Here is an 11,160-nt window from a genome sequence, read left to right on the forward strand (position 1 = left end):
AGCCGCAGCTTACATAGTTTGCAGGACTTCCGAATATAACAATCACCTCATATCCGAGTTCTAACGCCCTCTGAGCGGAATGTTCGATCAGCATTTTCCCGTATCCATTTCTCTGATACTCCGGCAGGATGCTGACCGGCCCGAATGTAAGGATTTCCTTTTCTGTTCCGTTTTCATCCGTCAGTTTAGCCTTCGTGTACATGATATTCCCGACCACCTGGCCGTCCAGTTCCGCCACGAAATCAAGCTCCGGCACAAAATCCTCATGTTTTTTGCTTCTCTTTTCGTTTCTGTCTCCTGAGTTCATAGAGCCGCCCTTGTTCGGACTTCCACACTTCTTTGCTTATTTTCTATCTTAGCATGTACCGATATATCCGTAAAGTGCAAGAAGCCGCTTCGGCGGCAGCTATTATCGGTAATCCGCAGGCAACAGATCAGAGCTATTTCAACCTGTTTTATTATTTTGCATACTATTGTGCCGCTTTAAGAAAGGGATGATGCCATTGACAACGCGATAAAAGTAATCTCATTTGTTGCAACAAATAAACGAATCCGATATACTGAAAGGAGAGAAATGGAGAACACTAAGTTACAATGGCATCCTGCTTTTAGTGCCGCGCTTCGAATCACTCTGCAGGAGGAAATGGAATTTCTCGAAATGTATGAAGAATATCCGCTAAACAAAAAACCTCCACAGATTGATATTCTCATTATCAAAAAGCTGAAAGATATTACACTTAACAAAACAATCAGCAGGATATTCAGAACACACAATATCATAGAATACAAAGCTCCGGGAGATTATCTCAGTGTAAATGACTTTTACAAAGTATATGGTTATACCTGTTTCTATCAGTCCAATACTGATAAAATAAAGGCCATCGATCCGCGGGAACTTACAATTACTTTTGTATGCAGCCATTATCCCCGTGAGATGCTAAGACATCTGGAGGAAATGCGTGGCATTACTGCCACTTTTCAGGATGATGGAATATATTATCTGACAGGAGACGCAATTCCCATACAGCTTCTGATCACTCACAAGCTGACACAGGATGAAAACTACTGGCTGCAGAATCTGAGAACAGATCTGAAAGCCGGCAGGGAAATCCGGGATATCGTTGCCAGGTATGAGAAAAACCGACACTCGAAAGACTACGCCGCTGTGATGAACCTGATCACACGGGCAAACTGGAAAGAAATGGAGGCTGAGCGAAAAATGTGCGATGCGTTAAAAGAACTTTTTGCTGAAGAACTACAAGAAGAAAACGCAAAGGGAATGGAGCGCGGCAAAGCTGAAGGTATCCGCCTTGCAAAACTTATTTTCAGACTCTCGGCACAGGGAAATTCTGAGGAAGAAATCGCCGGGAAATGCGGCATTTCGCTGGAACAGGTCCGGGAGATTCTTGAATAAGAGAGAGGGGGCGCCAGCATTGGCAGTACCCCTCTTGAACCTATTTGTCACATGTAAAATACAGCTCATCTTCAGAAAAATGAACCCGCACGCCTTTTTGCCTGTAATAATCTCTGATGCACTCCATAGCATGTGTTTTTAAATCATCTGTCAGACAGCATTCTCCCGGCGGCTCTATACAGGCAGTATTTTCATCTTTATAAGTTACATGATAGCGTGTATTTCTTTTTTTGAGTTCAGCATTCAAAAGCACAATATCTGCGAAATCAATCTTCATCGTCATCACCTTTTCGAAATTTCATACGACTGCAGACTTTTTCGACAGCCGTTCTTTTCATAAAATTCTTCTAATCCCGGCTGTGCACCGAAATACAGGTATGTCGGTGTATTTTCTTTTGCCAGGTTTAACAGTCTGCTCCCGATTCCCTGTTTCTGAAACTCAGGAAGTATAAGCAATTCAGTGATCGTGCCGAAGTAATATCCATCTGTTAAGATTCTGATACACCCCACAAGTCTCTTTCCTTCATATGCTGTAATATTTATAGTCGATCCCAGAGCTTTCTGTGTCTTTTCAATATTATAATCCCCCGGCCAGACTTTCTGAGCCAGAGAAAGAAAACTTTCAGCACTTAATTTGAAATCATCAATAATATATTCCATAATCATATCTCCTGTCTGTTTTTAGCTTATTTATCCCTGTTCCTTCTGTTCCGTAAATACGCGATCAAGGGAAATACAATAAGCATTACAATAATAAGCACTGTGCCGATAATCGGAACCATGATCTCCGAATAGAAACTGTAAACAACCAACGTTACCGCAACAAGCGAAAAAATACCGGTCAATCCGGCTGATAATGCTCCTGCCATTTCCGGACTTACCGGGCCGCCGAATCCTACTGGACAGGCATTCTCTTTCGTAATGCTGTTATATGTGAACATGGATATCGCTGATAATAAAACCAACACCCATAAAAACCATTTTCCTGCATAATTGTTTGGTACTCCTCCATCGCTCCAATGAACGACCAGATTTCCTTTAATGCAGAAAGTTCCGACCAGAGTAAAAGACAGGCCTATTAAAAATAAAGCAAGTGAAATATTTTTCCAGAATCTTATTGGTATGAGTTTGAGCATTGTAATTCCACTCCTTAATACATGCCAGAAATAAAATCTTTTACAGCACCCTGGTTTTTCCCGTGCTCTCCTATGATTTTTTCCATCCAGATCATATTATACCAACGATCAAATTTATATCCGCAGTTATGAAATTCGCCGACTGTTTTGTATCCCATATGCTGATGAAACTGTGCGCTGTTTTTCGTAAGATACTGATCCTCCTCGTCCGGATAACCAATACATGCGTACAGATTCAGAATTCCCATTTCTTTCAGAGCTGCTTCAAGCGCCTCGTATATTCTTCTGCCCAGTCCGCACTTTCTCGCATCATGCGCTATATACACTGTCATTTCTGCGGACCAGTCATACGCGGCACGCCCTACAAATGCTCCCGCATAGGCATATCCTTTGATTATTCCATCTTTAAGAATGCAGAGATACGGATACTTTTTCAGCGTATTTCGTATCCGATTTCTGAATTCTTCCAGAGACGGCACCTCATATTCAAATGAGATTGCCGTATTCTTTACATAATATGAATAGATGTCGAGGAGCTCCTGCGCATCCTCCACTGCTGCATTTCTTATCACTATATTTTCCATGTTACTGTCTCCGGTTCATTCTTTTATATACTTACATGCCTCCCGGATGCTCAGCTTATCCATCCGGTCTCTGTGTCTGTCTATAAAATCCCTCACCCACTCCGGATCCGTCTTTGAATAATCCCGCAGGCTCCACCCGATCGCTTTGTTGATAAAGAATTCACTGCTGCCGAGATTATTGACAATAATCTTCTCCTGCAGTGTCGTATTTGTTCTCTCTTTTCTCAAAAGCTGATGGTCAATAGCGACACGTCTCACCCAGAAGTTCGCATCCTCTGACCACTCCAGCATAAGCGCGTCCACACGCTCATCTCTCAGCCCGATCTTTCCGATCACCTGATCCAGACCGTCTATCGTATCCCACCACTGTTTCCTGTCGATAAATTTTCTTATCGCCGGTATATCATCATATGTGAGTAATAGATTCAGTTCGGAAAGATAGTCTGTTACAAGATACTGAAATTCTCTGTGCTCATCTTCGTAACACTGATCGAGGAATCCCCAGTCTATTATCTTATTTCTTTTCTCTTCTTTCAGAAAGTCTCTGTACAGTTTCTTCCGTTTTGGAGTCGGTATCCCGTAGAAGATGAAGAGATTCCTCATGTATTTTTCCATTTTCACGGCATTTTCCGGGTCCTGATTCTCCTCAAATATTCTTTTGAGCTCTGTATACTTGCCCACCGGAGTCTCCTTTCTTACTGCGGAAAAGTGCGAAATGCTTTTGCAGTCTTATATAGGTAAACGATTTTCAGCACGTTTACAACCAGTGTTCCAACCGTAGCTGCCAATACGACCAGCAAACCTATGAGCGGGAGTATCACTGCCAAAACTGTGCCGCTGATTATACATAAAAACGTTCCCAGATACCATTTCCACAAATTGAACCATTTATCTGAGAGAACTGTATCCACGTCACACAAAACATCTGTATGCCCCATAAATTCATAGTATTCTCCCAGCATATCGACCACGATGGTAACGATTACCACGGGAATTGCCAGCAGAAATTCTGTTCCGTCTGTCACTGGGATCAGGATGATACTGAACGCAGCAGAAATAAAACAGCAAATCGCCGCGTTACGGTATCGCAAACTCTCAGATGCTATTTTCAACAGGATGATACCATAGATAGCCTCAGCCGCTATACTTATGATCTGCCCGGCAAGCGCAAGCGGCGGCACAGCATTTGTCACATTCTCACTTGTAAACAGACTTGCAATGTTAACTACAATAACAAGCCAGAACAGTACGTTTATCCATTTTGCAAGCAGACGTATATTTACCGACGGCTTTTTCACAGTTTGTTCCGGTTGGTCAATGGGGAATTCCATTTCCCCGCTATTTTCCTCTGTTTTACCGGTTTGTTCTCCCATCTGATCCTTTTGGAATTCTTCCATAAATTTCTTCTCCCTTCCTTTTTAATTTCTTCAGCTTTATCTCAAGGCATATACCAGTAAGAATTGAACTGATACAGGTACGTCCTTGCACCTTTCGGCATCTGTGTCAAAGCATTGTATACGTTATAATAATCGCCCGCACCCATTCCTATCGCGCAGACTCCCAGCATTGCCAGAAACAGCCAGCAGGGATAAAGCATTCCGATAATAAAGGGAATAACTCCAAATACAATATTGGGCAGCAGGGACATCAATACAAATCTTGCCTTGCTCATCGTCTCTGGCCCGACAACAAACACTATTCCCTGTGCCCAGTTGGTATACAGATACACATCCCCCTTAAAACAGACTGCGTGTAAAAGTTCATGCGGAAAAAGGACCGCCATTGAAGCCAGAGCACCGACAAGTATCTGCCACATGTTCCCCGTGATATAATGCCTGCATCGAACAAATACCAAAATCACCAGCACGATTATAATCACAAGGCAAAGAACATTTGCTATCACCCCAAGTTCTTTCGTGTCTTTTGCCTCTTTAAATCTGACAGCTCCCGGCTTATGTTCACCGTGCGGCAAAGACTCAGGATTCAAGTCATATTTTCCTTTATAGTGTAATTTCATGGCTGTTCTCCAATCTATTTCTCCGGATCGTTTTCTGTGGTCAGGTTCATCCTAAGATATATCATGTCCGTAAGCTGACGCCCGTCCTCATAGATCGGATGGTCATAGTACTCTGTGAAAAAGCCCTTAACCACATGTGATCTCCTGAATCCGCAGCTCTCATAAAACGGAATCGTCAATGGACTGTCACCCGTACCAACCTGAAGAATGTCAAAACGTCCGCTGTAAGCCTCTTCAAGGAATTGAATCATCCTTCTTCCGTATCCGCATCTCTGACTGTCGGGTGCAACGGCAATGTTTTTGATCTCCAGTATCCCGTCACCCTCATCGGTCACAACACACTCCGCCTTTACACCATCGTCATCCAGAACATACATCGTTCCTCTTTCAAGATAACGGTCGATCATGTCCTCCTGCTCATCTGCCAGAAGGAGCAGATCTAAATACTGCTTTTTATTCTCTTTGATTTCTCTGATCTCTTTCAGTTCACCCTTAAAGTCTCGTCTCATTGATTCTCTTCTTTCTGATCCGCTTCTCCGCAGCCTTCGATCACCCATGGTCCGTTTTCACACGTAAATCTGGAATCCCTCATAAATGTAACAAAAAGATGCGCGATACATCTCTCGATATGTTCTCTCTTATCACTTTTTTCAAACTCATTCAGCTCATCGGCACTCACACCCGCATACCGTGCGATTGTGTCTTCCGGGATTTCAAAGACATGGGTCAGCCCGTCCATCAGGTCACGATAATAAGTATCTGATACAGGCTTTTCATGGAGCAGGAGTATCAGAAATATATTAAGATACTCTGTCCGCGAAAAGTCCGATGGCATATTTCCATTGAGGTATTCCTGCAGTTCCGCCTCCGGCAGCTTCGTTGCCCGGCTTATGGCGACAAGAGGGAAACCCTCGTCTATACATCTTTTCAGCAAAACCGGAAGATCATCTATCTCTCGCATTCCCGGTCCCAATTTCACTTCTATAACTTGTTCGTTCTTTTCCTGGTCCATAACGCTATCCCTCCACATATTTTAAATACGGAATAAGCTCTTCCCTGCAGAATGCGAGCAGGATCTGAGAATCTTCTGTCGAATATAAATTTTCCGGGGGTGGGAAGTTCTGGCGAGGTTGAGCCTGCCGCCTGACACCCTGTAAGCAGTCCGACAACCATAAGAAAAATAAACAGCACTTCTCTTTTCATACTTTTTCACTCCTTCATAGGATGCACTTTTACAATATCCACCGTTCCGGATGAGATTATGGAATCACAAATTCAGCATCTTTGACTTTTCCACTTGTTCCATATGTTACAAGAAGATACTCTTCTCCTTCCAGGTGCCACACATCCTGGTCTATGCTGATCGTATCATCCGGCTGATCCCATACACTGATCAGCTGGCCGCGTTGATACCCGACAAGATCGTCCAGATCTTCCGTCTGCAAATTCTCTAATGACGGAAGATTGTCCGCATTTTTGGTGTTGTAATATGCGCACAGCCATCCGATCCAGGCTGCTGCGATAACAAATATAACTATTAGAATATTTCTTATGACCGTTTTGGCTTTCTTTCTTAACCGTGCTGACATTTTTAATAAATATGTCGGAATAAGCAGCACACTACCTATCGAAATCGCCGATAAGATGAAGAAAAGTACAATTGATATATCTGTATCAATTCTATTCCAATACACTAATATAGCCGCAGCAAAAAATATTACTGCAAAAACGCCGCTGACCAGACCTGCGATCACATTCGCATCGTTCCATTTTTCTTTACTTTCCATTGCGTCACGCACATGGTACCCGACCCTGACATCCGGAAATTCAGAATGTTTTATCCCTGTAACAACTGCTGTTACCGTCAGGATAGCTCCCTCAAGAACATAAAGCAATGCCATAATCACAGTAGCCATACGGGGGTTCCTCCCTTCCTTACTCGTATTCCAAAATAATCTTCTTACATTTTTCACACCGATATCCTGATGTACAGTCTCCATTCATGACCGCCACCATCTTCGGCTCGGTGTTCAGTCTGAAAGCTTCCCCTCTTTCTTTCCATTCCAGCGCAGCACCGCTGCCGATAGCGCATATCTTTCCTTCCCTCATCTCATTTCCACAATATGGACATTTCATCGTTCTTCCCTCCCCGGCGCATTCCCGATACCATAAAGACAAGACTGTCACTTCAAAACCTTAACTTCGCTATCTTCCACCAGTATCACCTGTTCATCTGTGATTGCTTTTAACTCAAGTTCGGAACTATATTTCTCAACTGCTTCCTCCGCCGCTTCTCCCATCTCCTCATTCCCGATATGAGGCACGATATAGAAGTCCACCAGATTCAAACCGGCATAATCGGTCAGATCAGGAGCTTTCTCCGGGCTGTCCATATCTGCGCAATACCCGATATCCGGGCAGGTTATAATAGATCCGGCCGACTCTCCTATGTACAATTTTCCTTTTTCCACTTCCCGGATCAGTATCTGATCGGCTCCGGAACGCCTTAACTCCTGCAGCAGGAAAAATGTATTTCCACCGCCAACAAAGATGACGTCATTCCTCTTCAGGCTGTCCACTATTTCTTCTTGGGAAGAGGTGGAAACCTCTAGCACATCAACTGTCAGCCCGAGACTTTCCAGGGTGCTCGTCTCCTTCTCTACCATTCCCTCAACTTCTTCTGCAATACCTGCCGTAGGGATGTAAGTCACCGTTTTCCCTTCCAGTTCCGGTGCGATCGTCCGCACCAGATCCGTAGTCTGATAAAGCATAGATACCAGTATTAATTTCTTCATAATTCCGCACTCTCCCCGTCGTAATTTAACCATTATCCGACACGTTTATAATCTCTTCCACTATCTCTTCTGGTGTTTTTTCCGATGTATCTATTTTCACACTTCCTACTTTTGAATATAGAGGAAGATAGGCAAGACCTCTCGCGATTACGTCTGATTTCCGGACTCCGTCCGCCACATCCTTTTCCAGTCTTTCCTGAAGCGTCTTCTCTGTGCAGATAAGAGATAACTTTATGATACTACAGTTCTCCGTATTCAGCCGGGATATAATATTATCCACGATCATCTGTTCCTGCATCACCCAGGAAAATATAATATTTTCATATGCAGGACAGCGGATAAAGTTATTCAGCAGAAAACATATATTCTCTATAACCATTTTCTTTGTTTCCGTTGTCACCTGGAACGGTTCCATATCCCAGCACCAGTCGCCGTCAAGAAACACACAGTTGTCCAGTCTTATTTTTAGAAGCTGTCCGGCTGTCGTTTTACCTACCCCCATAGGACCGCCGATCAGATAGAGTTTTTTTGTTTTATTTTTCATAGCTGAAACTGACTTTCTCATATACTCTTCTTTCCGTGTCTTTCAGAGACCTTTCATCGTCAATATGGAACCCATAATATAACCGCAGTCCCAGTCAGAAAACTTCTTCGGATCTCTGAAATAAGGATGCTTAAATATAACGCCGAATTCTCCCAGATTGTAAAACGGTATTTTATCCTCATCGAGCTGCACTGTCTCAAGAGTCTCCGGGAGTGTGTTTCCGAACACATCTTCATCGCTGTATATCTCCCGGTAAAATTCCGGCAGCGCCACAATCCTGCCGCACATCAGGAAATCGAAAGTCCGCATATAAATTTTCCCGCCCGTTACCTCTCCATCGTCCGGTATATCGTGCACCTTTTCCTCTGCCCGCACACACATCGGGTCAACTCCCACAGAATCAAAAAACTCTTTCTGCTCTGCCGAAAGTGCACTCACAAATCTCTCATTTACCGCTTTGTCTTTTGCAAAATCATTCTGTGCATACAGCTGTTTTGTAGCTTCTACATCGATATCGAGTATCCACGGATAAAAATCGAATGTCATGCTCCTGTCTCCCTTTTCATTATTCTGAATTTTCCGCAAACGACCGCTTAATCCTGTTGAAATTCTTTTCTCAGCACTTCCTTCGGCGGCTCGATTTCATTCGCAATCGTATGTTCCGTAAGCTCGGAAAGCAGCTTTATCTTCTTATTAAGCAGCGGCCTCATACAGTTTGGAACGTGCTCCTGATGCGCCCTGTGTATCGCCACACACTCCTTGCAGTTACCGTGATAGCGGCAGGCTTTCATACAGGGACAGTGATCTTTATCCTTATACTCTTCTCTGAATTCCGCAGCAAATTCTTCCTGAAGCCTGAGCCCTTCTTTGCGGTTTCCTTTATGAAACTCTTTCATTGCGTCAAGTTCTTTCTGATTTCCCTCAATAATCATCTTCTGTACTCCTTCTTATTACTCAATTTTTACTTCCGGCAAGCCCTGCTCTTAACACTCATCCGGCTGCTGCCCGTCATGTGCTTTCCACTGGCACTCTGTCAGCTTCATATGGGAGAACACAGCCTTAAATGAGGATTCCTCCGGTGAACAGGCATAGATACCGAACTGTATTTTCCCGTCTCCTCTGTGCATATGGCAGATGCGCATCTGCTGAAAATGAACGCCGTCCTCAGAGCATTCGATGCAGTAATCATCCTCCCTGCGGCTGAAGCGATACCACATGGACTTTACATCTGCGCCTATGACCGTTGTCGCCCAGTCCGAGTATCCGTTATTCGTCACTACGCTTCCGAGATGCTGATATTCTTCATTCTCATATTCAATAGATCCTTTCAGCCAGTTCTCGCTGTCCAGGTACATGACAATGCCGCACTGGTCAAACCGGTGATGGCTCTCTGCAAAATCAGTCTTTACTACGAAACTGAAATATTTTTCCTCTGTCTCCATCTGAAAGACTGGCGCGTTGTCATTGCGGAAATGATAATATGTCCTCTGCCACAGATCTGTGTGAGGTTTTGTAACGATTTCCACTGTTTCGTCTGTTATCGTGCAGCTTTCCGGTTCTCTTGTCCAATTAAACTTACTAAAATCCATATGCTCCTCCTTAACTTCTTCTGTATTCTTTGAAATTTATACATCTCTTTCAATAAAATGAACCTCCGAGTTATCCCAGTATCTTTGATAAATCCTGTTTTCATTACCGTCAAGATTGAGCTGATACATCCGGAATATGACCTGAATGTTTTTAGGCTGCCACTGTTCTTGATACGAATACCTGTATTTCATCCCGAGGCGCTTCATTACGCTGCCGCTCCTCGGATTATTTACATCATGAGTCGCTATAATATAAGGAATTCCGTCTTTCCACAACTGTTCGATAACTGCTTTCCCGGCTTCCGTGATGATTCCCCGGTGCCAGAACTCCCTTCTCAGTCCATACCCGAAATCATAGCTGTCATCCATACTGACATTAACATACCCGACAGGATAATCATTTTCTTTCAGGCATACTGCATAATTATATGCCCTTTCTTCTCTATATCTGCTCATGAACCGTTCTTCGTAAAATGCCCTGGCATCTTCCATATTCCTCAACGGAAACCACGGAAGGAACCTGTTTACTTCCTCATCGCTGTGAATGTAATACAGCGCTTCCAGATCGTCCTCAGTAAACTTTCTTAATATCAGCCTGTCCGTCTCAAGACGCGGTGTATTCATATTACTTTTCCTCTTTTTCTTTACGATACAGACAAATGTTCTATCCCCTGCTTCTTTATATGTTCCCCTCCCTGATCAGAAAAGTCCTAAACTTTAACATATCTCTGATTTCTGCTATTAGGTTTATCTGGTATTGTCATACAGATAAGATTCATATCTATTGCCGGACGCAAGTAATTTCTGCGGAATCCCTCTTTGGATTTTAATCCCAGCTTTTCCATGAGTATTTTGCTTGTATACGGAATATCGTATTCCATGACCTCGAGCAATTTTTTAATAGCTTCCGAAATATATGCATCACTCTCACTGACCTGAATAGAAATATCATCCAAACTCTTGTCTATCTGCGAGAGAATAAACTCAATAAAAATCGTAGATTCACCATCTGCATGGCACTTGGCAATCGCATCATAATATTCATCCTGAAACTTCTCAATCTGGCTTTCAATCGGAATAT

General features: G+C 43.3%; 20 protein-coding genes and 1 pseudogene. 1 reads left to right on the forward strand and 20 read right to left on the reverse strand.

Features of this window, described 5'->3' with window-relative positions; genetic code table 11:
• A pseudogene (locus tag FNY66_RS14915) lies at positions 1-268 on the reverse strand (GNAT family N-acetyltransferase); the annotation flags it as partial.
• 375 nt (positions 269-643) lie between these two features.
• On the opposite strand from FNY66_RS14915, the gene FNY66_RS14920 reads away from it, so the two are divergent.
• Positions 644-1,414, forward strand: coding sequence for a 3-isopropylmalate dehydrogenase (locus FNY66_RS14920; RefSeq protein ID WP_229409554.1), 771 nt, complete (start codon positions 644-646; stop codon positions 1,412-1,414).
• Between the two features lie 40 nt (positions 1,415-1,454).
• Here FNY66_RS14920 and FNY66_RS14925 read toward each other — a convergent pair whose 3' ends face one another.
• The 19 genes from FNY66_RS14925 to FNY66_RS15010 form a co-directional block, all read right to left on the reverse strand.
• Positions 1,455-1,691, reverse strand: coding sequence for an RDAC family protein (locus FNY66_RS14925; protein ID WP_087151270.1), 237 nt, complete (start codon positions 1,689-1,691; stop codon positions 1,455-1,457).
• 5 nt (positions 1,692-1,696) lie between these two features.
• Positions 1,697-2,074, reverse strand: a complete 378-nt coding sequence (locus FNY66_RS14930) for a GNAT family N-acetyltransferase (protein WP_087151311.1) — start codon at positions 2,072-2,074, stop codon at positions 1,697-1,699.
• A gap of 26 nt (positions 2,075-2,100) precedes the next feature.
• The gene (locus FNY66_RS14935) at positions 2,101-2,550 is read right to left on the reverse strand and encodes a hypothetical protein (RefSeq protein ID WP_150311644.1); all 450 of its coding nucleotides are present in this window, start codon (positions 2,548-2,550) and stop codon (positions 2,101-2,103) included.
• Positions 2,551-2,564: 14 nt separating this feature from the next.
• Positions 2,565-3,134: a GNAT family N-acetyltransferase gene (locus FNY66_RS14940; protein WP_150311645.1), complete on the reverse strand. Its 570-nt coding sequence runs from the start codon at positions 3,132-3,134 to the stop codon at positions 2,565-2,567.
• A 15-nt stretch (positions 3,135-3,149) separates the two neighbouring features.
• Positions 3,150-3,815, reverse strand: coding sequence for a DNA alkylation repair protein (locus FNY66_RS14945; protein WP_150311646.1), 666 nt, complete (start codon positions 3,813-3,815; stop codon positions 3,150-3,152).
• A gap of 14 nt (positions 3,816-3,829) precedes the next feature.
• Positions 3,830-4,531 carry a hypothetical protein gene (locus FNY66_RS14950; protein WP_150311647.1) on the reverse strand — a complete coding sequence of 234 codons (702 nt, stop codon included), beginning with the start codon at positions 4,529-4,531 and terminating at the stop codon, positions 3,830-3,832.
• 41 nt (positions 4,532-4,572) lie between these two features.
• Positions 4,573-5,151, reverse strand: a complete 579-nt coding sequence (locus tag FNY66_RS14955; RefSeq protein ID WP_087151266.1) for a DUF3267 domain-containing protein — start codon at positions 5,149-5,151, stop codon at positions 4,573-4,575.
• A gap of 14 nt (positions 5,152-5,165) precedes the next feature.
• A complete protein-coding gene (locus FNY66_RS14960) occupies positions 5,166-5,660 on the reverse strand; it encodes a GNAT family N-acetyltransferase (protein WP_190324857.1) in 495 nt (164 codons plus the stop codon).
• Entirely contained in the window at positions 5,657-6,163 is a 507-nt protein-coding gene (locus tag FNY66_RS14965; protein ID WP_087151265.1) for an HTH domain-containing protein, read from the reverse strand. Before FNY66_RS14965 ends, FNY66_RS14960 begins: the two co-directional genes overlap by 4 nt.
• Positions 6,133-6,354: a hypothetical protein gene (locus FNY66_RS15570; protein ID WP_087151264.1), complete on the reverse strand. Its 222-nt coding sequence runs from the start codon at positions 6,352-6,354 to the stop codon at positions 6,133-6,135. The genes FNY66_RS14965 and FNY66_RS15570 overlap by 31 nt, the downstream gene beginning before the upstream one ends.
• A 56-nt stretch (positions 6,355-6,410) precedes the next feature.
• A complete protein-coding gene (locus FNY66_RS14970) occupies positions 6,411-7,067 on the reverse strand; it encodes an SdpI family protein (RefSeq protein ID WP_087151263.1) in 657 nt (218 codons plus the stop codon).
• 19 nt (positions 7,068-7,086) lie between these two features.
• Positions 7,087-7,287, reverse strand: coding sequence for a PF20097 family protein (locus FNY66_RS14975; protein WP_087151262.1), 201 nt, complete (start codon positions 7,285-7,287; stop codon positions 7,087-7,089).
• Positions 7,288-7,334: 47 nt separating this feature from the next.
• A complete protein-coding gene (locus FNY66_RS14980) occupies positions 7,335-7,946 on the reverse strand; it encodes a Type 1 glutamine amidotransferase-like domain-containing protein (protein WP_087151261.1) in 612 nt (203 codons plus the stop codon).
• Between the two features lie 25 nt (positions 7,947-7,971).
• A complete protein-coding gene (locus tag FNY66_RS14985) occupies positions 7,972-8,511 on the reverse strand; it encodes an AAA family ATPase (protein ID WP_229409555.1) in 540 nt (179 codons plus the stop codon).
• 21 nt (positions 8,512-8,532) lie between these two features.
• Positions 8,533-9,036, reverse strand: coding sequence for a hypothetical protein (locus tag FNY66_RS14990; protein WP_087151260.1), 504 nt, complete (start codon positions 9,034-9,036; stop codon positions 8,533-8,535).
• Positions 9,037-9,083: 47 nt separating this feature from the next.
• A complete protein-coding gene (locus FNY66_RS14995) occupies positions 9,084-9,422 on the reverse strand; it encodes an LPS biosynthesis protein (RefSeq protein ID WP_150311648.1) in 339 nt (112 codons plus the stop codon).
• A gap of 51 nt (positions 9,423-9,473) precedes the next feature.
• On the reverse strand, positions 9,474-10,079 hold the full coding sequence (locus FNY66_RS15000; RefSeq protein ID WP_150311649.1) for a DUF1349 domain-containing protein: 606 nt from the start codon (positions 10,077-10,079) through the stop codon (positions 9,474-9,476).
• A gap of 36 nt (positions 10,080-10,115) precedes the next feature.
• Positions 10,116-10,703 carry a GNAT family N-acetyltransferase gene (locus FNY66_RS15005; RefSeq protein WP_150311650.1) on the reverse strand — a complete coding sequence of 196 codons (588 nt, stop codon included), beginning with the start codon at positions 10,701-10,703 and terminating at the stop codon, positions 10,116-10,118.
• An 86-nt stretch (positions 10,704-10,789) separates the two neighbouring features.
• A partial coding sequence (locus FNY66_RS15010; RefSeq protein ID WP_330581368.1) for a Fic family protein occupies positions 10,790-11,160 on the reverse strand: 371 nt, incomplete at its 5' end.

This window comes from Mediterraneibacter catenae (assembly GCF_008691045.1).
In the GTDB taxonomy this organism is placed as follows: Bacteria; Bacillota; Clostridia; order Lachnospirales; family Lachnospiraceae; genus Mediterraneibacter; species Mediterraneibacter ornithocaccae.